Origin of the sequence: Krasilnikovia cinnamomea (assembly GCF_004217545.1) — a bacterium.
In the GTDB taxonomy this organism is placed as follows: Bacteria; Actinomycetota; Actinomycetes; order Mycobacteriales; family Micromonosporaceae; genus Actinoplanes; species Actinoplanes cinnamomeus.
The window spans coordinates 37,664-62,402 of record NZ_SHKY01000001.1 but is presented as its reverse complement, the minus strand read 5'-3'; the positions used below and the strand labels follow the sequence as shown (position 1 = coordinate 62,402).

Below are 24,739 nucleotides of genomic sequence, written 5' to 3'. Positions count from 1 at the left end.
GAATGAGGACCACCGCACCTGAGGAGAGGGCAGTCCACATGATCTTCATTACGGCGAAGTTCCGGATCAAGCCGGAGGAGGCCGACCGCTGGCCCGCGATCGCGGCGCCGTTCACCGAGGCCACCCGCGCCGAACCGGGCTGCCTGTGGTTCGACTGGTCCCGCAGCATCGCCGACCCGACCGAGTACGTGCTGGTCGAGGCGTTCCGCGACGGCGAGGCCGGGGCGGCGCACGTCAACAGCGCACATTTCCAGCAGGCCCGCCAGGAACTGCCCCGGCACCTGGCCGAGACCCCACGCATCATCAACACCACCCTGGACCAGGACGACTGGTCCGAACTGGGCGAGATGGCGGTCTCGTAACACTTGAGCGCTCAGGCAGGCTGTCTCCAGGCGCGGCACCAACATCCACGCTCGACCTACCAGGCGAAACAGCGCCCCTGACCAGCCGAGAGCCGGGTCAGGGGCGCTGCTGGGTCGGCCTACTCGAAGAACACGTTCACGGAGTCGGCGTACCCGTCGTTTCGGTTGATACCGACGAAGAACTCGCTCCCCACGTGGGTGATGTCTTCGATCTCGTTTCTCAGGTAGTTGCTCGGAATTCCGATGTCGCTCTCCACATCGCCTCCAGACCAGTTGTACTGGTATACCCAGTTCCACCCGGTAGTGGGCGTGGAGTCGTTGATTGACTTGGTGTTCCAGATGTTGTTCTCGGAGCAGTCCAGGCCTTGGTCGGAACGATTATCGTGACTCGTCAGGTTGCTCTTCACGAGCGTCCATCCACTCGTCAGCGCACCGGAACCGGCATGGGTCCACAAGCTACCCAGCCGTCGGGCGGCATATTTGCCGCCGGTGCCCGCCGTCGCGCTGTAGCAGAGGCCGCTGATGTTCATCGGCAGACTCACTTCGCTGGCCGTGCCAATAGACCCGTTGGCGTTCAGGCGTATGATCGTCACCTTGTTGCTCAGGTATGTGGACTGGCTGCCTTGGGTGGCGATCAAAGCCGGACCCTGGCCCAGGTAATTCGCGTTGTAGGCGAGGTCGTTACCGTGGCCGAGGATGGAGATCGGGACGGTGTTCCCGGCGCAGACCCAGCTATCGCCGCTCCAGGTCGAGCCGTTACGCAACCACCTGGACAGGACGGGCTCAGCGCCGCCTGCCTTCGTGAAAACGATGTAGAGCTGGCTGCCTGGCCCCACCACCATGCCCTGCATGACCGTGCGGCCCAGCCTGCACGGATCGCCGTTCGGGATGAACAGCCGTTCGGGTCCGGTCCTGTCCGTGGCAGCGAAAGAGGATGCTGCCGGAACAATAGCGATTCCGATTGACAATGCGAGCACGGACGCGACAACGGCTAGTATTTTCTTCACTTCGATGTCTCTCCTTTGGGGGTAAGGCGAGAGCAGCGTAGCAATAGTGTCAACTTGCCACTGTTGCCTATTAATGCTAGCGTGCCGCGCTTCGCATACCGTACAAAACCGTGCCTCGATACCGTGCCGGCCGAAGGCGGGCACTAACCCCAATTCCTTCTGTCAATCGGGCAGTGCCGCCGTGGCGTTCGCCTGACCACCCGTGCCGATTCGGCGCACGGTCCCTACCCCAAGGGCGCTTGCACCCGCTGGCGGTTGCGCTAGTCCGTCAGCGCGGCGGCGGGCAGCCCGCGGATCGCGGCGTCCAGTACCACCGCGGTGTGCGCCAGCCCGATCGTCGCGCCCCGCCGCCGCAACGCCGCGGCGACCTGCATGAGGCAGCCCGGGTTCGCCGTCACCAGCAGCTCGGCGCCGGTGGCCAGGACGTCGCCGGCCTTGCGGTCGCCGAGTTCCGCGGCCGGTTCCGGGTTCAGCACGTTCCAGATGCCCGCCGAGCCGCAGCAGATCTCCGGGTCGGCGATCTCCCGCAGCGTCAGCCCGGGAATCGAGCGCAGCAGTTCGCGGGGCTGCGCCCGGACCCCTTGCGCGTGCCCGAGATGGCAGGCGTCGTGGTAGGCGACCGTCACCGCCAGCCGGTGCCGGGGCGCGGCGGGGCCCAGCTCCACCAGCACCTCGGACAGGTCCCGGACCCGGGCGGCGAACTCCGCCGCGCGCCCCGCGTACGCGGGGTCGTCGCGCAGCAGGTCGCCGTACTCCTTCAGCGACGACCCGCAGCCCGCCGCGTTGACCACCAGGTAGTCCATGCCGGTGCCGGTGAACGTGTCGATGAGCGCGCGGGCGAACCGCCGCGCCTCCCCGGTCCGTCCGTTGTGGACGCTCAGGGCGCCGCAGCAGCCCTGCCGCGCCGGGATCAGCACGTCGCAGCCCTCGGCGGCCAGCACCCGTACGGTCGCCGCGTTGACGTCCGGGAAGAACGCGCTCTGCACGCACCCGGTCAGCATGCCCACCACGGCCCGGCGCGGCCCGCGGGCGGGCACCCGGCGCGGCGGGCGCGGCACCTTCGTCAGGCGCGGCGTGAGCGATTCGAGCGTGGCCACGGTGGGCGCCAGACGCTCCAGCAGCCCGGTACGCGCCACCAGGCGCCGCAGCCCGCTGGCCCGGTACGCCCGCAGCGGGCCCCGCAGCAGCCGCAACCGGTTCGGGTACGGGAACAGCGCGAACACCGCCGCGCGTAGGGCCCGTTCGCGCGCCGTGCGGCTGTGCCGCCGTTCCACCTGCGCCCGGGTCGCCTCGATGAGCCGGTCGTAGCGCACCCCGGACGGGCACGCGGTCATGCACGCCATGCAGCCCAGGCAGCGGTCGACGTGGCTCACCATCGAGCCGGTCAGCGGCTCGCCGTCCAGCCCCTGCTGGATCTGGTGGATGCGCCCGCGCGGGGAGTCCGCCTCCTCGCCCCACAGCACATAGGTGGGGCAGGTGGTCAGGCAGAAGCCGCAGTGCACGCAGTCGGCGGCGAGATCCCGGGACGGCGGCTCGTGCGCGTCGAACGCGCCCACGACCGGCCCGAGCACGTCACGGCGGGCCGGGTCGGTCGCCTCGGTCATCAGATGCCTCCCACGAAACGTCCCGGGGCCAGCCGGGCGTCCGGGTCGAACTGCTGCTTGACCCGCCGCATCAGCGCCAGCCCGTCCACCGGCCCCCACATGTCCACCCCCGCCCGCACCTCGGCGGGCGCGGTGAGTACGACCGCGTGCCCGCCCGCGTCACCGGCGGCGGCCCGCAACTCCGCCACCGCGTCGGCCGCCTCGTCCGGCGCGGTGTCCGGGGGCAGGCCCGCGTACAGCACCCCGGTGCCGGCGGAGCCGCGCACCCGCGCCAGGGCGGCGGCGCGGACCACCAGCGCGGGCACCCGCGACAGCGCGGCGGTCAGCTTCAGGCCGGTGCCGCCGGGCTCCCACGGGTACGTGCCCCACCAGTGCGGGCGTCCCGCGTCGTCGCCGAGGATCCGGACCAGCGTGGCGGCCCGGTCCCGTACTCCGGCCGGGGTGCCCTCGACCAGGACGGCGACCTCGCCGGTCTCCCCGTCGACCTCCACGGCGCTGGGCACCACCTGCGCCGCGCGGATCGCGGCCAGTGCCGCGCCGAGGTCGGGCGGCGCCGCGCGCACGACGGCCTCGGCGCCGGGCCGCGGGTGCAGCCGGAACGCGCACCGGGTGATCAGCCCGAGCGTGCCGTACGCGCCGGTGAACAGCTTGGCCAGGTCGTACCCGGCGACGTTCTTGACGACCTTGCCCCCGGAGTGCGCGACGGTGCCGTCGGCGCGGACCACGGTCATGCCGATGACCAGGTCCCGGGCCGTGCCGTACAGCTGGCGGCGGGGGCCGCTGGCGCTGACCGCCACGGTGCCGCCGACCGTGGCGCCCGCCTCCGAGGTGTCCAGCGCGAGCTGCTGCCCGGCCGGGCCGAGGTGTTCGCGTACCTCGGCCATGGGGGTGCCGGCCCGGACCACCGCGATGAGATCGCCGGCCGCGTGCTCGACCACCCCGGTCAGGCCGCGGGTGTCCACGATGAGGTCGAGCCGTCGCGGTGGCGCGCCCCAGTCCAGTTTCGTGCCGCCGCCGCGGAACGCCACGGCCAGGCCCGCGTCGGCGGCCGCCCGCAGCACCGCCGAGGCCTGCGCGGTCGAGGTGGGCGCGGCGACCAGCCGCGCCGGTACGCCCGCGACGGCGTCGTCGTCCTTCGCGGGCTCCGTCAGCTCGTCCAGGGCGGTCATCAGAAGATCTCCGCGAGTCCGGCCTCCTGGGCCGGGTGCGTCCCCTTGCGCCGTCCGGGGACCTCCCCGCACAGTCGCGGGGTGGGGAACACCTTGCCCGGATTGGACAGTCCGTCGGGGTCGAACGCGCACCGCACGAGCTGCATCGTGTCCAGGTCGTCGGCGGTGAACATGCGCGGCATGTAGCGCGCCTTGTCGACGCCGACGCCGTGCTCGCCGGTGATCGAGCCGCCGTGCTCGATGCACAGGTCGAGGATCGCGCCGGAGACCTGCTCGGCGCGTTCGGCCTCGCCGGGCACGGCGTCGTCGAACAGCACCAGGGGGTGCAGGTTGCCGTCGCCCGCGTGGAACACGTTGGCCACCCGTACGCCGTGCTCGGCCGACACCTCGCCGATACGGCGCAGCACCTGCGGCAGCGCGGTGCGGGGGATCACCCCGTCCTGCACGATGTAGTCGGGGCTGATCCGGCCGACCGCCGCGAACGCGGACTTGCGCCCCTTCCAGAACAGGGCCCGTTCGGCGTCGTCGGCGGCGATCCGGAGCTCGAACGCGTCGTTCTCCTCGCACAGCGCGGTGACCTGCGCGAACTGGGCCCGCACCTCGGCGGCCGGGCCGTCCAGCTCGACGATGAGTACGGCGCCCGCGCCGGGCGGGTAGCCGCAGTTCACGGCCGCCTCGGCGGCCTCGATGGCCAGCGCGTCCATCATCTCGACCGCCGCCGGGACCACCCCGGCGGCGATGATCGCGGAGGTCGCCGCGCCGGCCTGGTCGGTGGTGTGGAACGCGGCCAGCAGCGTCCGGATGGTCTCCGGCGCCCGGACCAGCCGCACGGTCACCTCGGTGGCGATGCCCAGGGTGCCCTCGGAGCCGACGAACGCGCCGAGCAGGTCGTAGCCGGGGGTGTCGGGGGCGCGCCCGCCGAGCCGTACCACCTCGCCGTCCGGGGTGACCACGGTCGCGCCGGTGACGTGGTTGGTGGTGAAGCCGTACTTGAGGCAGTGGGCGCCGCCCGAGTTCTCCGCGACGTTGCCGCCGATCGAGCAGATCTGCTGGCTCGACGGGTCCGGCGCGTAGTAGTAGCCGAACGGCGCGGCCGCCCGGCTGACCTGCACGTTGATCACGCCGGGTTCGACGACGGCCCGCTCGTCGTCCGGGGCGACCTCCACGATGGCCCGCATCCGCGAGGTCACCACGAGGACCCCGTCGGCGTGCGGCAGGGCGCCGCCGGACAGCCCCGTGCCGGAGCCGCGCGCCACGAACGGCACCCCCGCGTCCGCGCAGGCCCGTACGGTGCGGGCGAGTTCGGTGTGGTCGCGGGGGAGCACCGCCAGGGCGGGCACGACCCGGTAGTGCGTGAGGCCGTCGCACTCGTACGTGCGCAGCTCCTGGCGGTCGCTGATGACGCGGTCCGGGCCGAGTTCGGCGCGGAGCCGCGCGGCCAGCGGGCCGATCCGGTCCATTCAGGTCCTCCCGTCGACGCCGCCCCACCGCCAACCTAGCGGTGCCGTGTCGGGTTGGGGAACCTGTCGACGTGAATGTCCCGGCCGCGCCCGCACCGCGGTCAACCGACCACGAGCGTGGCGGAGTACGCGGTGAGGATCTCCCCGAGCGGCTGGAAGAACGTGGTGCCGCCGGAGGTGCAGTTGCCGCTTCCCCCGGAGGTCACCCCCTGCGCCTGCCGGGTGCTGCTGACGAACGGACCGCCGGAGTCACCCGACTCGGCGCAGACGCTGGTGCGGGTCAATCCGGACACGGTGCCCTGGGGATAGTTCACCGTCTGGTTGCGGGCGGTGACGGTGCCGCAACGGTATCCGGTGGTCGAGCCGGACCGGCACACCGAGCTGCCGACGGGGGCGACGGCCGAGCCGAGAACGGGCACGCCACCTTTGATCTTGGGGGTGGGTGTCCAGGCGGCCAGGTTGACGTTGATTGCACCGTAGTCGTTGGTCGGGAACGACGTGCCGAACCGGGTTCCGATCACGACCCGGTTGAATCCGGACCACGTGGTCGCGATGTTGGTGCAGTGTCCGGCGGTCAGCACCAGGTACGCACCGGTGGTGCGGCGGGCGTTGAAGCCCAAGGAGCAGCGGGAGCCCCCGCCGTAGATGGCGTCTCCGCCGATCAGCTCGGCCAGGGTCCGGACCGCGGGCGCGCGGTGGTCCACCCGGATGTTGTTCAGCCCCGCGACGAAGGCGCGCACCGGCTTGGTCGGGCCGTGGCCGGCGGCCGTCACGACGACCAGGTTGGCGGTCTCGTCGACGCGCCATCCGGTGACGTCGCGGGGCGCGGTCCGGGCGTCGAGCACCCGCATGGTGCGTTCGAGACTGGCGAGGCTGTGCGGGACCAGTCTGGCGGCGGCCCCGGTGCGACGGACCTGGGCGAGGGCGGCCGGGTCGGTGACCCCGACGACGAGATTCGCTCGCGCGGGGTCGAAGACCGCGCCGCCGTACGCGGCGCCCGCGGCGCTGCGGGCCGGGGCGACGATCAGGCTCGCGCGGTACTCGGCGCGGATCCGCGCCCCGGCCTGCGCCGTGGTCAGCCCGAGATCGGCGGCCAACTGGTCGACCATCTCCCGCGACGGTACGGCGCCGGGATCGGCCGGGCTCGCGCCGGACGCGGGTGCGCCGAGCAGGCTGGCGGCGGTGACCGTGGCCAGGGCGGCGCCGGCGATCCTGGCGAGCGGGCGGCGGACGGGCTTGGTTGCGTGGCTCATGGTGCCTCCTCGAATGGCCCGCGTCGGGCCGCGCCGGGCGCCGGGCACGTCGGGATCCGACGCTGTTCATCCTAAATGCGTATTTTGATCATTTTGTCGTAATCACCAGACCCTGGCCCTGCCGGAAAGCGGCGGAGTTGTTAACTATTTCGTTCATCTATGAACGTCGATGGGGACGTATCGTCCGACGATCGGCATCGATCGATCCACGGAGGTACGCGTGCGCAGACCCAGAAGGTCCGCCGTCGTCGGAATAATCGCCACCACACTGGTTGTCACCGCGCCGATCGGCGCCGCCGCCAGTCCGCAGGCCCCACCGCCCGCCACCCCGCTGACCGGCGCACCCACCGGCTCGGAATACGACTTCGTCGACAACCGTCCCGGCACCGCCGCGCCCTCCGCCGCCCAACGGTCGCTGGTGCCCGGCGACGGGGTCGTCGCCCGCTGGAACCGGCTGGGCACCCCCGCCTCGCTCACCCCCACCACCCGCCGGGCGCTGGCCGCCGGGCCCGCCGCCGACCCCGAGACGGTCGCCCGGCGCTACCTCAAGGGCAGCCAGGCGCTGTTCGCGCAGCGCACGACGGACGTCGACAGCATGCAGACCATCGCGCAGACCAAGGTCGGCGCGGGCACGGTCGTGCTGCTGCGCCAACGCTACGGCGGCCTGCCCGCCGCCCACGACGGCCTGGTGGCCGTGGCGGTCAAGGGCGGTGACGTCCTGCGGGTCACCTCGTCGCTGAGCCCGCGCACCGAACGCCCCGCCCCGGCCACCCTCGCCCCGGCCGCCGCGCTGGCCAAGGCCCTCGCGGACGCCCGGATACCCCGGGCCGAACTCGCCCAGCACCGCATCCGCCCGGTGGCCGTGCCGATGCCCGGCGCCGCCCCGCGCGCCGCGTTCGAGGTGGTCGTGCTCTCGAGCGAAGCGGACCACCCGCTGGGATACACCACCTACGTCGACGCGCGCAGCGGCGAGGTGCTGATCCGCGAGAACCTGGTCAACTTCGACGCCGACAACCCGCGCTGGAAGGTCTTCCCCGCCACCCCGACCGGCACCTCGGACACCCGGCAGACCTGGTGCGCCCGGACCGCGACCGACTGCGCCCGGACCGTGCTCGACCCGGCGACCGGCCGGGACTGGGACATCGACCCCGCCACCGGCGCGTCCTCGTCGACCACCGTCGGCAACTCCGCCGAGACGGTGCGGTACTGGGGCAACGGCACCCCGCAGATTCCGGCCGCCGCCCGCCCCGACCGCGAGTACACGTACCCGTTCACCAACCAGTGGAACGCCACCAAGTGCGATCCGGCGTCGCTGAACTCCCCGGAGCAGGCCGACGCCGACGCCGCCACCGCGAACCTGTTCGCGATGCACAACCGGATGCACGACTGGGCGTACCACCTGGGCTTCACCGAGGCCACCTGGAACCTGCAGAAGACCAACACCCGGTACGGCAAGGGCGGCGACCCCGAGCACGGCAACGCCCAGCAGGGCGCCGCCACCCAGAACATCCGCAACAACGCCAACCAGTCCACCCCGCCGGACGGGATGCTGCCGGTCACGAACATGTACATGTGGCAGCCGTTCGCCGGCTCCGCGTACCCGCCGTGTGTCGACGGCGACTTCGACATGACCGTGATCGGGCACGAGTACACCCACGCGATCTCGAACCGGATGGTCGCCGGGCCGGACGCCAATCTCAGCTCGTCCCAGGGCGGCGCGATGGGTGAGAGCTGGTCCGACCTGATGGCGATGGAGTACCTGTTCGAGAGCGGCTACACCCCGCGCGGCAACACGCCGTTCGTCACCGGGGCGTACGTCACCGGCGACAACGCCAGCGGCATCCGCAACTACGACATGAGCAACAGCCCGCTCAACTACAGCAACTACGGCTACGACCGCTTCCCCGGGGTGCACCCCGACGGCGAGATCTGGAGCGCCACGAACGTCGACGTCCGCCGCGCCCTGATCGCCAAGTACGGCGCCGGCACCCGGGCGCAGCAGGAGAGCTGCGCGAACGGCACCACGCCGGTGACCGAGTGCCCCGGCAACCGCCGCTGGGTGCAGCTCGTCTTCGACTCGTTCCTGCTGCAGGCCACCGGCCAGGTCAGCATGCTCGACATGCGCGACAACATGATCACGGCGGACGCGCTGCGCTTCGGCGGCGCCAACGCCGACCTGTTGTGGAACGCGTTCGCGGCGCGCGGTTTCGGCGCCGGTGCGGCCAGTGGCCCGTCCGACACCGACCCCGTGCCCAGCTTCGCCTCACCGGTCGTCGACAACATCGAGGCCACGTTCAAACCGCTGGGCGACGCCACGGGCAAGCCCGTGCGGCTGTACATCGGCGACTACGAGTCCGGTGTGGTCCCGGTCGCCGACACCGATCCGGCCACCGCGATCCCGGACACGGTGACCCTGGCCCCGGGCACGTACCGGTTCTACGCGGTCGGCCGCGGCTTCGGCGGCAAGCGGTGGACCCAGACGCTGTACCCGGGCGGCAGTCCGGTCCTCGGCGTGGTGCTGCCCACCAACCTCGCCTCCTCCGCCTCGGGTGCCACGGTCACCGGTGACGGTACGGGGCTCGGCGCGCTGGCCGACGACGCCGAGGCGAGCGCGTGGAGCGCGGGCGGCGGCGCGGCCGGCCGGCAGGTCACCGTGGACCTGGCCGGGGACACCGCCAAGCTGGTGTCCCGGGTGCAGCTGAGCACGTTCGGCGGCGGGTTCAGCGGGCTGCGCCAGTTCGAGGTGCTGGCCTGCGATGCCACCCGTGGCCAGGACTGCACCACCGACGCCGGGTACCGCAGCGTCTTCACCAGCGCGGCGGACGCGTTCCCGGCCGGGCAGTTCCGGCCGAAGGTGCCGCAGCAGATCCTGCGCTCGTTCCCGGTCCGGCCGACCCCGGCCACCCACGTGCGGCTGCGTACCCTGCAGAACCAGTGCACCGGTAACCCGCTCTACGCGGGCGAGCAGGACAACGACCCGCGCGCCGCCACGGACTGCGCTACCGCGTCGGCCGCCGCCCAGTCGGTGAACGCCACGGAGTTCCAGGTCTTCAGTAGCTGAGCACTCCGGGCCCGCCCGTCGATCCCGGCGGGCGGGCCCATTCCTGGCGGCCGGAAATTGACCGGCAATGGTCGGGCCGCGAAAGAACCGCGATTCTTCCACTCATCCTCCCCTTCCATTTCCACCGCCAATGCGTCAGGCCTGCACCGCGCTGACCTGGGGCCTTGCGTGTTCGTGCGCGGTTGAAGCGCTTTCCGAGCAGCCAGTGAAGGTCGCCTGTGCAGTCAGTCTCAAAGCATTTCGGGCATGTTTGAACGATGCCTAACATGCGGAATCCCGTGGGACGCTCACCGGGAGAAAACGCGGCGCTGCGGAGGAGGCAATCATGGCCGAGACGTTCGTGTACGACTTCGCCGACGGCAACCGGGACCTCAAGGACCTGCTCGGCGGCAAGGGCGCGAACCTGGCCGAGATGACGAACCTGGGCCTGCCCGTGCCGCCCGGTTTCACCATCACGACCACCGCCTGCCGCCGCTACCTCGCCGACGGGCACCGCCCCGCCGGGCTCGACGCCCAGATCGCCGAGCACCTGGCCACCCTGGAAGCCGCCATGGGACGCCGCCTCGGCGACGCCGCGGACCCGCTGCTGGTCTCCGTACGCTCCGGTGCGGTGCACTCCATGCCCGGCATGATGGAGACCGTCCTCAACGTCGGCCTCAACGACGATTCCGTGATCGGCCTGTCCGCCCAGGCGGGCGGCAACGACCGGTTCGCGTGGGACTCCTACCGCAGGCTCATCCAGATGTTCGGCAAGACCGTGTGCGAGGTCCCGGGCGAGGACTTCGAGGAGGCCATCTCCGAGGTCAAGCGCGCCAAGGGGGTCCGCGACGACCTGGCGCTGGACGCCGACGACCTGCGCGGGCTCGTCACCGTCTTCAAGAAGATCTTCGCCAAGCACACCGGGCACGACTTCCCGCAGGACCCGCGCGAGCAGCTCGACCTCGCCATCGAGGCGGTGTTCCGTTCCTGGAACGCCGAACGCGCCGTGCTGTACCGCCGCCAGGAGCGCATCCCCGCCGACCTGGGCACCGCCGTGAACATCTGCTCCATGGTCTTCGGCAACCTGGGCGCCGACTCCGGCACCGGCGTCGCGTTCACCCGCGACCCCGCCACCGGCGAGCCGGGCGTGTACGGCGACTACCTCGCCAACGCCCAGGGCGAGGACGTGGTCGCGGGAATCCGCAACACGGTGCCCCTGCAGGACCTGGAGCGGCTCGACAAGAAGTCCTTCGACGAGCTGATGCGCATCATGTCCACGTTGGAGGAGCACTACCGCGACCTGTGCGACATCGAGTTCACCATCGAGCGCGGCAAGCTGTGGATGCTGCAGACCCGGGTCGGCAAGCGTACGGCGGCGGCCGCGTTCCGGATCGCCGCCGGGCTGGTCGCCGAGGGCCGCATCGACCTGGACGAGGCGCTGCGCCGCGTCTCCGGCGCCCAGCTCGCCCAGCTGATGTTCCCCCGCTTCGACCTGTCCAGTGAGCCGACCCCGCTGACCCGTGGCGTCGGCGCCTCCCCGGGCGCCGCGGTCGGCCAGGCCGTGTTCGACTCGCGCCGCGCGGTGGAGCTGGCCGCCGACGGCGTACCCGTGATCCTGGTCCGCCGGGAGACCAACCCGGACGACCTCGCCGGGATGATCGCCGCCCAGGGCATCCTCACCTCGCGCGGCGGCAAGACCAGCCACGCCGCCGTGGTGGCCCGGGGCATGGGCAAGACCTGCGTCTGCGGCGCCGACGAGCTGGAGGTCGGCCGGGACGCGTTCACGGTCGGCGGCACCCGCATCGAGGAGGGCCAGGTCGTCTCCATCGACGGCACCACCGGCCGGGTGTACCTGGGCCCGGTGCCGGTGCGCCCGTCCGAGGTGGTGCGCTACTTCGAGGGCGAGCTGGACGCCGGGTACAGCGACGACCCGCTGGTCGCCGCCGTGCACCTGATCATGTCGCACGCGGACGCTCAGCGGCGGCTGCGGGTGCGCACCAACGCCGACACCGGCGCGGACGCGGCCCGGGCGCGGCGCTTCGGCGCCGAGGGCATCGGCCTGTGCCGCACCGAGCACATGTTCCTCGGCGACCGCCGCGAGCTGGTGGAGCGCCTGATCCTGGCGGCCACGGACACCGAGCGCGCGGACGCGCTGGCCGCCCTGCTGCCGCTGCAGCGCGCCGACTTCGTCGACATCCTGCGCGAGATGGACGGCCTGCCCGTCACCGTGCGGCTCATCGACCCGCCGCTGCACGAGTTCCTGCCCTCGCTGGAGGACCTCGCGGTGCAGGTCGCGGTGGCGCACGAGCGCGGCGAGGACGCCGGGCGCACCGAGGAGATGCTGGCGGCGGTGCGCCGGATGCACGAGCAGAACCCGATGCTGGGTCTGCGGGGCGTACGTCTCGGTCTGGTCATTCCGGGCCTGTTCGCGATGCAGGTCCGCGCGATCGCCGAGGCCGCCGCGACGCTGGCCCGCGAGGGCCGCGACCCGCGGCCCGAGATCATGGTGCCGCTGGTCGGCGCCGTGCAGGAGCTGGAGACGGTACGGGCGGAGGCCGAGAAGATCATCGCCGAGGTGATCGGCGATGCCGGGGTGACCGTGCTGATCGGCACGATGATCGAGGTGCCGCGGGCGGCGCTGACCGCCGGGCAGATCGCCGAGGCCGCCGAGTTCTTCTCCTTCGGCACCAACGACCTGACCCAGATGGCGTGGGGCTTCTCCCGCGACGACGTGGAGGGCGCCTTCTTCTGGAAGTACCTGGAGCTGGGCATCTTCGGCATCTCGCCGTTCGAGTCGCTGGACCGCGACGGCGTCGGGCGGCTGGTCCGCATCGCCGTCCAGGAGGGCCGGGCGGCCCGTCCGGACCTGAAGCTCGGCGTGTGTGGCGAGCACGGCGGCGACCCCGAGTCGGTGCACTTCTTCCACGAGGCGGGGCTGGACTACGTGTCCTGCTCCCCGTTCCGGGTACCCGTGGCGCGGCTGGAAGCCGGACGCGCCGCCCTGTGACTGAGCGGGCCGCGGTCAATGGCGACCGCGGCCCGTTCATCTTTCCGGCGTCTCAGCCCTTCACGCTGCCCGCCAGCAGGCCGCGGACGAAGTAGCGCTGCAGCAGCAGGAAGATCGCCACGGGGACGAGGATCGACACGAAGGCGCCCGCCGACAGCAGGTGCCAGGCGGTGCCGCGGGTGCCGCTGAGGTTCGCCAGCGCCACCGTGACCGGCGCGACCTCCGTGCCACCCCCGGCGAAGGTGAGCGCGACCAGCAGGTCGTTCCACACCCACAGGAACTGGAAGATGGCGAACGCCGCCATCGCGGGCAGCATCACCGGCAGCAGCACCCGGAAGAAGATCGCCACGTGCCCCGCGCCGTCGATCCGGGCCGCCTCGAGCAGCCCCGCCGGCACCTCCCGCATGAAGTTGTGCAGCAGGTAGATGGCCAGCGGCAGCGCGAACGCCGAGTGCGACAGCCACAGCGTCCAGAACGTGTTCGACAGTCCGCTGCTCACGTACAGCCTGAGCAGCGGGATCAGGGCCACCTGCAGGGGGACGACCTGCAGGGCGAACACGGCCAGGAACAGCAGGTTGCGGCCCGGGAACTTGATCCAGGCGAACGCGTACGCGGCCAGCGAGGCCAGGAACAGCGGGATCAGTACGGAGGGGATCGCGATGACGATCGAGTTGACGAAGTAGTCGCCGAGTCCGACGCCGGTCTCGGGGTCCAGGACCGCCCGGTAGTTGTCCAGCGTGACCGTGGGGTCGCTGAAGAACATCCACCACCCGGTTGTCTTGATCTCCTTCTCCGGGCGGAACGACGAGATCAGCAGCCCGAACGTGGGGATCGTCCACACGACCGCGATGATCACCGCCGCCAGCGAGGCCCACGGGGAGGTGAGCCGCCGTTTGGCGACCGCCGCGGCGGTCGGCTTCTGTGCGGTCAGCGGTGCGGTCTGCGCGTCAGAGGTCGTGCTCATCGTGACTCCGAGGCTCGCAAGTGCCGGACGTTGTAGACGACGATCGGAATGACCAGGATGAACAGCAGCACCGCCAGCGCGGCGCCGAGCCCCTGGTTGTCGCTGCGGAAGCTCTGGCTGTAGAACTCGTTGGCGATCACGCTGGTGTCGAACTGGCCGCCGGTCATGGTCCGGACGATGTCGAAGACCTTCAGGGTTCCGATGCCGATCGTGGTGAGCACGACGACCACGGCCGGGCGGATGCTGGGCAGGGTCACGAACCGGAACATGCCCCACGGGCCGACCCCGTCGAGTCGCGCCGCCTCCACGATGTCGTCGGGGATGGCCTTGATGGCCGCCGACAGCACGGTCATCGCGAACCCGGACTGGATCCAGATCATCACCACGATCAGCAGGAACGTGTTCAGCGGCGACTCGACCAGCCACTGCTGAGGCTCGCCGCCGAACCAGACGATGATCTGGTTGAGCAGCCCGATCTGCTGCACCCCGGGCTGGTCCGGACGGTACGTGTACACGAACCGCCAGATGATCGACGCGCCGACGAACGAGATCGCCATGGGCAGGAAGATCAGCGCCTTGGCGAACGACTCCATCCGGGCCTTGTCCACCAGGATCGCGTAGAGCATGCCGATCGCCGTGGCCACGAACGGTGTCACCACCACCCACAGGACCGTGTTGCGCAGCACCACGAGCTGATCAGGGTCGGTGAAGATCGTCTTGTAGTTGTCGAGGCCGATGAAGCTCTGCAGGCTCGCGTCGAAGAACGACTGGTAGATGGTGCGTATGCCGGGATAGACCAGGCCGACGGCCAGCATGAGCAGTGCGGGCGCCAGGTAGGCGTACGCGACGACCCGGTCGTTGCGCCGCCCGCCGACGCGCCCGGCGACGAAGAGGATCACGCCCATGACCGCCGCGAACATTCCGATCGCGACGAGCATCTGCGTGAGCTTCTCCGAGGTGGTCTGCGCCGTGGTGAACACGGACCCTTACCTCCTTGGGGATGAACGGGCCGGCCGACGGCGGAGCGCTCCGCCACCGACCGGCCCGGACGGCACGTCAGACCATGCGGTCGTGCCTACTTCGGCCAGGCCTTCTCGATGTTGTTCACCGTCGTCTGGGTGTCCTGGCCGGTGATCCAGTTCGTCGCCTGCTTCCAGAACGCGTTGGAGCCGATGGCCGCCGGCATCTGGTCGGAGCCGTCGAAGCGGAACACCGCGGCCGGGTCCTGCAGCAGCGTGGCGGCGAGCTTGTCGATCGGGCTGCCCAGCTTGCTGATGTCCAGTCCCTTGTTGGCGCTGACCCAGCCCTGCGAGACCGAGGCCTTCACGTTGGCCCAGGTGTCCGTGGACAGGTACTGCTGGAACGCCTTGACCTCGGGCCGGTCCGCGAACGCCAGGTTGAACTCGCCGCCGCCGAGCAGCGGCTTGCTGGCGGTGTCCTTGCCGGGCAGGTAGAACGCGAAGACCTCGCCGTCCTCGGCGACCTTCGTCCCCTTCGCGAAGTTCGCGGCGTAGAAGCTGGCCTGCCGGTGCAGCGCGCACTGGCCCTCCAGGATCGGCAGACCCGCGTCCTGGAAGGTGGTGGTGGCGATGCTCTTGACGTCACCCAGGCCGCCGTTGACGTACGCCGGGTTCTTCAGGTACTGCCCGACCGCGTCGAGCGCCGCGGTGGATTCGGGGCCGTTGAACGGGATCTGGTGCTTCACCCACTTGTCGTAGGTCTCCGGGCCGGAGAGCCGGAGCACGAAGTCCTCCATCCAGTCGGTGACCGGCCAGCCGGTGGCCTCACCGCTGGAGATGCCCGCGCACCAGGGCTTGGGGATCTTCTTGTCCGCGACCATCTTGTCGGTGAGCGTCTTCAGCTCGTCGAGGGTCTTCGGGACCTGGTAGCCGTTGTCCTTGAAGAAGGTGGGGGAGTACCAGACCAGGCTCTTGATGCTGGCCCCGGACGGCGCGGCGTAGAACTTGCCGTCGACCGTGCCGTACTCCCTCCAGTCCTTGCTCCAGAACTTGTCGACGTTGGCCCCGACCTCCGGTGACGCGGGCACCGCCTTGCCGGTGGCCACGAGCTGTTTCAGCAGTCCGGGCTGCGGCACGATCGCGATGTCGGGCGGATTGCCGGCCTGGGCCCGGACCAGGACCTGGGTCTCGAAGGACTTGTCGCCCTCGTATTTGATCGTGACCCCGGTGCAGTTCTCGAATGGTTTGTAGGAATCCTTGTACGCCTGGTCCTCCGGCGTGACGATGCTGGCGAACACCGACACCGACTTGCCCTTGAGGTCGCCGTACTTGGTGTATGGAGAACAGTCGATTGCCTGGGCCGACGCGCCGGAGCCGCCGCTCTTCGTGTCGTCGCTGCTACCGCACGCGGCCAGGCTGAACGCCAGCCCCACGCCGAGGGTTCCGGCGAGGGCGACCCGGAATGCGGGTCTGGTTGGTTGACCGGACATGCCTCTCCCTATGTTCGCGTTTCGGATGTGACAGCACGTGCCCCTTCCCGGGCGCTACCCGGAACTCAGTCAATGCGTGAAGGCGGGGTTTCGCAACGATTTCCGGTTGATCGACTGGATAACAATTGGGCCTACGTCGTGGGAAGCAAAACGTTAAGTTTGTTTACGGTTCCTGGTCGACTCCATTAGTCCATGATCGCTCTAGGGACTTACCCCCGCAGCCGGACGGCGAACCTTCGCGCGGGGGCCGTACATGCGAGCGGGGCCGCACGCCGTTTCGGCGCGCGGCCCCGGAGGGCTTGCGGCAGGGTCAGCCCACGCTGACCGCGGACCAGGCCGCCGCGGTGGCGTTGTACTGCGCGCTGCCCGTGCCGTACAGGTCGCGGGCGGCGTTCAGGGTGGCGGTCCGGGCCGCCGCGTAGTCCGTGTTGGAGGTCATGTACGTGGTCAGGGCCTTGTAGAAGATCGCCCCGGCGGCGGCGTTGCCAATGCCGGTGACCGTGCCGTTGTTGCAGGTCGGGCTGTTGTACGTCACGCCGTTGACGGTGTGCGTGCCGCTGCCGACCGCCAGCAGGAAGAAGGCGTGGTTGCCGACGCCGGAGGAGTAGTGCACGTCGAGGTTCTTCACCGTGCTGCTCCAGCACTTCGCCGACCGGCCGTCCTTGGACGGGTCGTCCATGTACCGCAGCGGCTCGTGGTCGAGCGCGACGTTCTCACCGATCAGGTAGTCGGCCGGGTCCTGGGCGTTGTTGGAGTGGAACTCGACCAGGGTGCCGAAGATGTCGCTCATCGACTCGTTGAGGCCGCCGGACTCGCCGCTGTAAATCAGGCCCGCGGTCCGCGAGGTGACGCCGTGGGTCATCTCGTGGCCCGCCACGTCCAGCGAGGCGAAGGGGCCGTAGTTGGTGCCGTCGCCGTCGCCGTACGTCATGCAGAAGCAGGCGTCGGACCAGCTGGCGTTGTTGTACCCGGTGCCGTAGTGCACCCGGTTGTAGCTGCCTTTGCCGTCGTTCGCGATGCCGCGGCGGCCGAAGTTCTCCAGGTAGTAGTCCCACGTCTCGGCGACGCCGTACTGGGCGTCGACCGCGACCGTCTGGCGGTTCGACAGCGCGCCGGTGCCCCAGGTGTTGTCGGCGTCGGTGAACAGCGTGCCCTTGCCGAAGCGCCGGTTGTTCATGTCCACGGTGTATGTGCCGCCCCGCTCGGGGTCCTTGAGCTGGTAGGTGCTGCCGGACTGCGTGGTGTCCAGCGCGACCGTGCCCACGTTGAAGCCGTTGCCGGTGCCTTCGATGGTCTGCTCCTCGGCCCAGCTGTCGACCACCTTGCCGCTGGCGGCGTCGATCAGGACGTGGAACTGTCCCTTCGCGGTGTCGACCTTGGTGCGCCAGACCAGTATCGGGACGATCGGGATCGCGTCGACCGCGAGGGTGGCGGCGCCGTTCGGGGTGCCCTTGAGGGCGGCGGCCGCGGCCCGGTTCGCCCCGGCGGCGCTGAGCTTCGGGGTGGTGGCCAGGGTGAGGGGTGCCGCCTGGCTGCGGGTCACGTCGCGCAGGGCGCCGGTCTCGCTCAGGTGCGCGATGACGTCGCCGCCGATGACCGGCAGTCCAAGGTAGCTGCGGTTGAGGTGAACGTGGCTGGTGCCGTTGGTCTCGACGATCACCCCGCGCGAGGCGAAGGTGTCGCCCGCGCCGGCGGCGAACGCGGTGGCGTGGCCCCGCACGGCGCTGGTGGCGTGGTCGACCGCGAAACTGGGGGTTACCGGTCCGACGGCGGCCTGCGCCGGGGCGGCGGCTGCGGCCAGCACCACGGACGCGGCAAGCGTCGTGGCGCTCAGAATGGCTTTGATGCGCACCGTTGCTCCTCTCCTTCCCGGCCGGGGTCGGGCCGGGACGTGAGATAGATTTTCATGAATACGATTCCGAATGTGAAGTGGTCGCGCGTAACAAATATGTGACACATCTGGCATTTACTTCGCTCTACGAAAAGAGCGATGATGTTCGATTGGCTCTCACCAGGTGGTATTGCCCGCCAACCATGGGAATCGGCCGTACGTGCCATCAGCCCTGGCCACAACGGACCCTTGCGCGCGGCCCGTTCGCTCGCCCACCGACGCCTTCGGCTCCTGGTCCGCGCCCGTTCGCGTCTGCTCGGACCCTTTTTGCGTATAGCGAGAACGAACCGGTGCGACCAGGCTGCGATAGGCGGCCCGCGTCGGTGGGGCGATTTTGTCGGATTTGCGAAAGGCGGGCAAAAATGACCGAAGGTAGCGTCGGAATTCTTGGTACCGGCTCCTACCTTCCCGACCGCGTGGTCACCAACGAGGAGTTGGCGACGTTCACGCGTGACGCGGATCCCGCCTGGGTGGTGCGCAAGACCCGGATCGAGGCACGCCGGTTCGCGGCCCCGCACGAGGCGACCTCCGACCTGGCGACCGGCGCCGCGCTGGCGGCCCTGGCCGACGCCCGGATCCCCGCCGACCGTGTCGACTACCTGATCGTCGCCACCTCGACCGGCGACTCGCCGCAGCCGCCCACCTCCAACCTCGTCCAGGCCGCGATCGGTGCCACCCGCGCCGCCTGCCTCGACATCAACGTGGTGTGCGCGGGCTTCGTCTTCGGCCTCGCCCTCGCCCGCGGCCTCGTGGTCGCCAACCCGGACGCGGTGGTGCTGGTCGTGGCCGCCGACGTGTATTCACGAATCCTGGACTTCAGCGACCGCCGCACCGCCGCCCTGTTCGGTGATGGCGCGGGCGCCGCGGTGGTCGGCGCGGTCGCCGAGCCGTACGGCCTGCTCGATGTGGAACTGGTCAGCCGCGGCGACGCGCACCGGCTGATCCGCGTCGAGGCCGGCGGCAGCCGGATGCCCGCCTCGCACGAGACCGTAGCCAGTGGCGCCCACTGGTTCCGGATGGACGGCCGCGGCGTGCGCGACTTCGTCGCCGACGGCGTCCCGCCGATCCTCGCCGACCTGCTCAAGCGCGCCGGGCTGACCACCGAGGACGTGCACCACTTCGTGCCGCACCAGGCCAACGGCGTCATGCTCGACGAACTCGTCGGCGCCTGCGGCCTGCGGGACGCGCGCACCCACCTCGTCCTCGACCGGTACGGCAACACCGGCAGCGCGTCGGTGCCCATCGCCCTGGACGCCGCGGCCCGCGAGGGAGCCCTGCGCGAGGGCGACGTGGTGCTGCTGGCCGGCTTCGGCGGCGGCATGTCCGTCGGGGCGGCCGTGCTGCGCTGGTCACGTACCCCGCGCCCGGCCTAGCTGGCCGACCACCCACACCCGGCCCGGCCCGCGTCGCCGTGCGTCGATAGAGTTTCGCCCATGAGTGTGCCCGCCACCCGGCGCCTGCCCCCGCTGTCCATGTTGGAGGTCGCACCGGTCGAGCGGGGCCGCTCGGCGCGCGAGGCGCTGGCCATCACGGTCGCCACGGTGCAGCTCGCCGACCGGCTCGGCCTGCGGCGCGCGTGGTTCGCCGAGCATCACGGCGCCCCGCTGATCAGCAGCGCCGCCCCGGCGGTGCTGGCCGCGCACACGGCCGCGACGACCACCCGGATCCGGGTCGGCTCCGGCGGAGTGCTGCTGCCCAACCACGCGCCGTGGGCGGTCGCCGAGCAGTTCGCCACGCTGGACGCGCTGCACCCGGACCGGATCGACCTGGGCATCGGCCGGGGGCCCGGCACGTTCGACCCGGCGATCGTGGCGGCGCTGCAACGCGGCGCCCCGCCGGCCACCGACGACAGCTACCGGGCCGGCATCGTCGAGCTGCTCGGCTACCTGACCGGCGAGGGCCCGGCGCCGGTGCTGCCCGAGCAGTCGCCGACGGTCGAGCCCTGGCTGCTGTCGTCGAGCACCGCGGGTGCGGCGCTCGCCGGTGAGCTGGGCCTGCCGCTGGCGTTCGCCCACCACATCCGGCCGCAGAACACCGCCGAGGCGGTGGACCGCTACCACGCGAGCTTCCGTGCCTCGCGCTGGCGGCACCTGCCGTACGTGCTGGTCGCGGTCGAGACGACCTGCGCGGATACCGACGACGAGGCGGCCCTGCTGGGGCGGCCCCTGGACGTCGTCCGGGCCGGACTGTTCGAGGGGCGGGCCGACCAGCCGCTGCTGCCGCCGGACGTCGCCGCCGAGGTGAAGCTGCCGGACGAGGTCGAGCAGCAGCTGGCGCAGTACCGCGCGCAGCAGGCACTGGGTTCTCCCGCCACGGTGCTCGGGCGGCTGGCGAACGTGGCCGCCGAGACCGGCGCGGACGAGCTCATGCTGGCCACCACGATCTACGAGCCGGCCGCCCGCCGCCGGTGCCTGGAGCTGCTGGCCGAGGCCATCTAGTCACGCAGCGCGATCGTCCGGTCACCGCATTTCCGGGTCTGCAAAGATGGCCGGATGCTCGTGACCCGACAGGCCTTCCGGGGCGCCGCCGCCACCCTCTGCGCCGCCGCGCTCGCCGCCGGATGCAGCTCCGGCGGCGACGACAACCCGGCACCCAAGGGTGGCGTCATCAGCGCCGCGACCATGCGTGCCGCCCTGCTGCAGGGCAAGGACGTCGGCCCCACCTGGAAGGCACCCGACGCCTCTGCGGCGCCGCCGCAACTGGTCAGCCTCTGCGGCGCCGACAACCCCGCCCCGCCGCTGCCGGGCAGCCCCCAGGAGGTGGTCACCGCCCCGCTGGTGGACGAGGGGACCGCCGGGGCGCAGGCGCTGACCCAGACCGCCCTGGTCTACCCCGACGCCGCGGCCGCGCAGGCGGCACAGTTCGCGCTGAAGGTGGTTGCCGAGGCGTGCCCGCCCACCATCGACATGGCGGCCCGCGACACCGGCGAGGCGCAGGAACCGGCGTACACGGAGACGGTCAGCACCACCCCCCTGACCCGGGGGGAATGGTCCGGATTCGTGGTGCTGCGCCACAAGCAGTACGAGCCGAAGCACCCGAGCACCGCCGACACCGCGGTCGCCGTGCTGGTCAAGCGCAACGTGCTGCTGTTCGACGCGTACGCCATCTACCGGCTGAACAACAGCAGCCAGAGCCCACAGTTCACCTCGGACTGGCAGAAGCTCGTGGGTTCGGTCATCTCCCGGGTGGACGGGCAGCCCGCCAGCGGCTAACCTTTCCCCAACGCCGTTGCGAGTTCTTCCCCCGTGGAATTCGCAGCGGCGCCTTATTTTGTGCGACCGCCGGCACCGGACACGAAGAGGGACCGGATGCGTCGCACGCACCCGGCCCCCCTCGTCGATCAGGTCATCGCCAGCTGTCGCTCCACGTCGCCGTGCACGGCGACGATCCGGTGGTGCGGCTCCGGTTCGGGTCGCTCTCCCAGATCACCTGCGAGCCGTCCTTCTTGATGTACTTGTACTGCACCGCCGTGCCGGTCGGCAGGTGGGCGGTGCCGCGCCACACCGGGTACGTCGCCGAGGACAGCGGCACCGCCCGGTCCGGGTCCCAGTTGCCCAGCGCCGCCGTGTCGCCGACCACGAACACGTTCTGACCCCAGGACGTCGTGGCGTTCACCTCGAACCCGGTGGAACAGAACGCCGCACCACCGGTACGGGCGCCGATGTGCAGCGCCAGCGCCCCGTTGGCGGGCACCGTCGCGGAGACCTGCCCCGAGCTGTTCACCTGGTACGTGGTCCCGCCGCAGGCCCCGTTGCCGAAGTCGCCGCTCATCACGTCGCAGTACGTGCCCGCGGGAAGGTTCGTCTGGAACGTGCGGGTCAGCGCCGACCCGGCCCGGTTGAAGGCGACGAACGCGGCGCTGCCCCGGCTGAACGCGATCTGGTTCGAGCCGTTCGACCACCAGCCGGTGGCCCCGGCGCCCGCGGCCGCGTTGCGCAGCCCGACCATGTTCTGCGTGGTGCGCCAGCGGTGCTCGCACACCCAGCCGTCGCCGCAGTTGACGGCCGTGGTGGTGCCGCTGTCGGTGGCGGGCGGCCCGGCCTCCTTGTTGCTGAAGGTGAAGCTGGACATCACCTGCGGCACCCCGTACGGCCAGGCGAGCATGAACGCCTCGGCCAGCGCGTACGACGAGCCGTTCTTGTAGGTGAGCTTGGCGCCGCCGTTGCGCTGGGTGTCGTGGTTGTCGACGAACGCGATCGCGTCCTCGGTGCCCACCCGCATGGAGCCGGCGAGGTTGTTGAGGTTGGCCAGGTTGCCGTCGCGGAACGCGGAGCCGACCACCTCGCCGTAGCGGAACTCGGTGACGTCACCGATCCCGGCGTACTCCTCGGGCGTGGGCCCGCCCGGGTCACCCTCGATGGTCTCGGAGTAGACGTACGGGTCGCCGTTGACCGGATCGATGATCGCGGCCAGGTCGCTGGCGGGGAGGTGCTTGGCGGCGTCGACCCGGAATCCGTCCACGCCGAGCGACACCAGGTCGTTGAGGTACGCGGTCAGCTTGCCCCGCACGGTGCCGGACTCGGTCTTGAGGTCGGACAGGTCGTCGAGCTCGCAGTTGTGCACCTCCCACTTGTCCTTGTAGTTCTTGATGTTGTCGTTGCCGTTGCGGCCGCAGTGGTGGAAGTCGGAGTCGGTGTAGGGCACGGCCGGGTAGTCGTACTGGGTGTAGCTGGAGCCCGCGCTGCCCGGGCCGGTCGATTCGCCGCCGGCCATGTGGTTGACCACGGCGTCGACGTAGATCTTCACGTGCGCGTCGTGGCAGGTGTCGATCATCCTCTTGAACGCGTCCCGGTCGCCGCGCCGGCTGGTGATCTGGTAGCTGACCGGCTGGTAGTCCTGCCACCAGGGGTGACCCTTGCCGGGCAGCACGACGTGCTCCTGCGGCGGCGAGACCTGCACGGCGCCGAAGCCCTTGGGGCCGAGCACGTTCGTGCACTCGCTGGCGACATCGGCCCACGGCCACTGGAACAGATGCACGATGACGTCGCGGGCGCCGGGCGAGGCGGACGACGCCTCGGCCTGGTCACCCTGTCGGACGGCGCCGACGGCGGCCAGCGCCGCCGCGAGGACAGCGGTCGCGGCGCCGGCGACGACCTTTCGGGTACGCATGGGAAGCCTCCAGGGCACGGGAGCGGTGGGCTGGTGGGAAGCCCGATGCAACTTCTTGCGCAAGTGTGAGGCAAATTACCATCGTGTTACCAAGCGGTAAAGAGACCGCACTCGATTGCCTGGTACGATTTGCCCAGTTCAGTCCCGGTCTGTGTTACAGAAAAGATCGTTACCCGATGGTGCCGGGGAGGCAGAACCCCTGCTCGGCGGCTTGCCCGGTCGTGTCTCGTGCCGCAAGAACTTTCAACGACCAATCTGAAACGGCGTTCCCGGCTTGCCGGAAACGCCGTTCACATCGATGACCGCCGCGCGCGGTCCGCAGCTCAGGCGGCCGAGAAGGACGCCGCGGTCGGGGTGCGCCGCCCGGGCGAGACCGCCGTGGAGCCGCGCACCACCAGTTCCGGGGTGAAGACGTACTCGGATCGCGGGGTGGCGTGCCCGTTGATCTCGTCGACGAGGGCCCGCACGGCGGCATTGCCCATGGCGGCGACCGGCTGCCGCATCGTGGTCAGCGGCGGGTCGGTGAACGCGATCAACGGCGAGTCGTCGTAACCCACCACCGAGACGTCGCGGGGCACGTGCAGGTCGTGGCGGCGGGCCGCGCGGATCGCGCCCAGCGCCATCAGGTCGGAGCCGCAGACCAGGCCGGTCACCCCGCGCTCCAGCAGGCGGCTGGCGGCCACCTCGCCGCCCTCGACCCCGAACAGGGTCAGCGCGATCAGCTCGTCCAGCTCGCGGTCGGTGGCGCCCAGTTCGCGGGTCATGGCGGCCCGGTAGCCCGCGAGCTTGCGCTGCACCGCCAGGAACCGGTCGGGGCCGGAGATGAAGCCGATCCGCTGGTGGCCGAGCGCCACCAGGTGCGCGACGGCCGCCTCGCCGGCCATCCGGTCGTCGGCCGAGACGAACGGCGCGTCGAGGCCCTCGGCGTACCCGTTGATGAAGACGATCGGCAGCGGGCGCGCCAGCAGGCGGGCGTATCGCTCGTGGTCGGCGGAGGTGTCGGCGTGCAGGCCGGCGACGAAGATGATGCCGGAGACCTGACGGTCGAGCAGCATCTCGACATATTCGTCTTCCGTGACACCGCCGGGCGTCTGGGTGCACAGCACGGGCGTGTAGCCGGTCTGGGCCAGCGACGACTCGATCACCTGGGCGAAGGCGGGAAAGATCGGGTTGTCCAGTTCGGGTACCACGAGACCGACCAGCCCGGCGCTGCGCTTGCGCAGCCGCTCCGGGCGCTCGTACCCGAGCACGTCGAGGGCCGTCAGGACCGCCTGCCGGGTCTCGGCCGAGACGCCGGGCCGGTCGTTGAGGACGCGGGACACCGTCGCCTCGCTGACTTGGGCTTGGCGGGCGATGTCGGACAATCGTGCGCGCATGGCGACACTGTAACGCTTCAGCAAACTCTTTCCGCAGTTCTGAAAGCC

17 protein-coding genes are annotated in these 24,739 nt (G+C 70.7%); 6 read left to right on the top strand and 11 right to left on the bottom strand.

Features of this window, described 5'->3' with window-relative positions; genetic code table 11:
* Window positions 1–38 precede the first annotated feature (38 nt).
* Entirely contained in the window at window positions 39–362 is a 324-nt protein-coding gene (locus tag EV385_RS00235) for a putative quinol monooxygenase (RefSeq protein WP_130507600.1), read from the top strand.
* A 119-nt stretch (window positions 363–481) separates the two neighbouring features.
* On the opposite strand, the gene EV385_RS00230 is transcribed toward EV385_RS00235, so the two are convergent.
* The 5 genes from EV385_RS00230 to EV385_RS00210 form a co-directional block, all read right to left on the bottom strand.
* Complete coding sequence (locus EV385_RS00230) at window positions 482–1,369, bottom strand: hypothetical protein (RefSeq protein WP_130507599.1); 888 nt, start codon at window positions 1,367–1,369, stop codon at window positions 482–484.
* Window positions 1,370–1,629: 260 nt separating this feature from the next.
* Window positions 1,630–2,973: a (Fe-S)-binding protein gene (locus EV385_RS00225; protein ID WP_130507598.1), complete on the bottom strand. Its 1,344-nt coding sequence runs from the start codon at window positions 2,971–2,973 to the stop codon at window positions 1,630–1,632.
* Complete coding sequence (locus EV385_RS00220) at window positions 2,973–4,142, bottom strand: FAD-binding oxidoreductase (protein ID WP_130507597.1); 1,170 nt, start codon at window positions 4,140–4,142, stop codon at window positions 2,973–2,975. Before EV385_RS00220 ends, EV385_RS00225 begins: the two co-directional genes overlap by 1 nt.
* Complete coding sequence (locus EV385_RS00215; RefSeq protein WP_130507596.1) at window positions 4,142–5,602, bottom strand: FAD-linked oxidase C-terminal domain-containing protein; 1,461 nt, start codon at window positions 5,600–5,602, stop codon at window positions 4,142–4,144. The genes EV385_RS00220 and EV385_RS00215 overlap by 1 nt, the downstream gene beginning before the upstream one ends.
* Window positions 5,603–5,703: 101 nt before the next feature.
* Window positions 5,704–6,855 carry a S1 family peptidase gene (locus EV385_RS00210; RefSeq protein ID WP_130507595.1) on the bottom strand — a complete coding sequence of 384 codons (1,152 nt, stop codon included), beginning with the start codon at window positions 6,853–6,855 and terminating at the stop codon, window positions 5,704–5,706.
* 220 nt (window positions 6,856–7,075) lie between these two features.
* On the opposite strand from EV385_RS00210, the gene EV385_RS00205 reads away from it, so the two are divergent.
* The gene (locus tag EV385_RS00205; protein ID WP_242624610.1) at window positions 7,076–9,916 is read left to right on the top strand and encodes a M36 family metallopeptidase; all 2,841 of its coding nucleotides are present in this window, start codon (window positions 7,076–7,078) and stop codon (window positions 9,914–9,916) included.
* A 325-nt stretch (window positions 9,917–10,241) separates the two neighbouring features.
* On the top strand, window positions 10,242–12,902 hold the full coding sequence (ppdK, locus tag EV385_RS00200; RefSeq protein WP_130507593.1) for a pyruvate, phosphate dikinase: 2,661 nt from the start codon (window positions 10,242–10,244) through the stop codon (window positions 12,900–12,902).
* Window positions 12,903–12,954: 52 nt separating this feature from the next.
* On the opposite strand, the gene EV385_RS00195 is transcribed toward ppdK, so the two are convergent.
* The 4 genes from EV385_RS00195 to EV385_RS00180 form a co-directional block, all read right to left on the bottom strand.
* The gene (locus EV385_RS00195; protein ID WP_130507592.1) at window positions 12,955–13,866 is read right to left on the bottom strand and encodes a carbohydrate ABC transporter permease; all 912 of its coding nucleotides are present in this window, start codon (window positions 13,864–13,866) and stop codon (window positions 12,955–12,957) included.
* Window positions 13,863–14,786 carry a carbohydrate ABC transporter permease gene (locus EV385_RS00190; RefSeq protein WP_423203091.1) on the bottom strand — a complete coding sequence of 308 codons (924 nt, stop codon included), beginning with the start codon at window positions 14,784–14,786 and terminating at the stop codon, window positions 13,863–13,865. The genes EV385_RS00195 and EV385_RS00190 overlap by 4 nt, the downstream gene beginning before the upstream one ends.
* A gap of 155 nt (window positions 14,787–14,941) precedes the next feature.
* The gene (locus tag EV385_RS00185; RefSeq protein ID WP_130507591.1) at window positions 14,942–16,315 is read right to left on the bottom strand and encodes an ABC transporter substrate-binding protein; all 1,374 of its coding nucleotides are present in this window, start codon (window positions 16,313–16,315) and stop codon (window positions 14,942–14,944) included.
* Between the two features lie 310 nt (window positions 16,316–16,625).
* Window positions 16,626–18,167 carry a M4 family metallopeptidase gene (locus EV385_RS00180; RefSeq protein ID WP_207229722.1) on the bottom strand — a complete coding sequence of 514 codons (1,542 nt, stop codon included), beginning with the start codon at window positions 18,165–18,167 and terminating at the stop codon, window positions 16,626–16,628.
* Between the two features lie 401 nt (window positions 18,168–18,568).
* On the opposite strand from EV385_RS00180, the gene EV385_RS00175 reads away from it, so the two are divergent.
* From EV385_RS00175 to EV385_RS00165, 3 genes are read left to right on the top strand one after another with little or no spacing between them, the layout of a single operon-like run.
* Entirely contained in the window at window positions 18,569–19,579 is a 1,011-nt protein-coding gene (locus tag EV385_RS00175) for a 3-oxoacyl-ACP synthase III family protein (RefSeq protein WP_130507589.1), read from the top strand.
* Between the two features lie 60 nt (window positions 19,580–19,639).
* Window positions 19,640–20,644 carry an LLM class flavin-dependent oxidoreductase gene (locus tag EV385_RS00170; RefSeq protein ID WP_130507588.1) on the top strand — a complete coding sequence of 335 codons (1,005 nt, stop codon included), beginning with the start codon at window positions 19,640–19,642 and terminating at the stop codon, window positions 20,642–20,644.
* A 54-nt stretch (window positions 20,645–20,698) separates the two neighbouring features.
* Window positions 20,699–21,418, top strand: a complete 720-nt coding sequence (locus EV385_RS00165; protein WP_130507587.1) for a hypothetical protein — start codon at window positions 20,699–20,701, stop codon at window positions 21,416–21,418.
* Window positions 21,419–21,551: 133 nt separating this feature from the next.
* On the opposite strand, the gene EV385_RS00160 is transcribed toward EV385_RS00165, so the two are convergent.
* Both EV385_RS00160 and EV385_RS00155 read right to left on the bottom strand, forming a co-directional pair.
* Window positions 21,552–23,315 (bottom strand): carbohydrate-binding module family 20 domain-containing protein, encoded by a 1,764-nt coding sequence (locus EV385_RS00160; RefSeq protein WP_130507586.1) that lies wholly within the window; start codon window positions 23,313–23,315, stop codon window positions 21,552–21,554.
* A 323-nt stretch (window positions 23,316–23,638) separates the two neighbouring features.
* Window positions 23,639–24,691 (bottom strand): LacI family DNA-binding transcriptional regulator, encoded by a 1,053-nt coding sequence (locus EV385_RS00155; protein ID WP_130507585.1) that lies wholly within the window; start codon window positions 24,689–24,691, stop codon window positions 23,639–23,641.
* Window positions 24,692–24,739 lie beyond the last annotated feature (48 nt).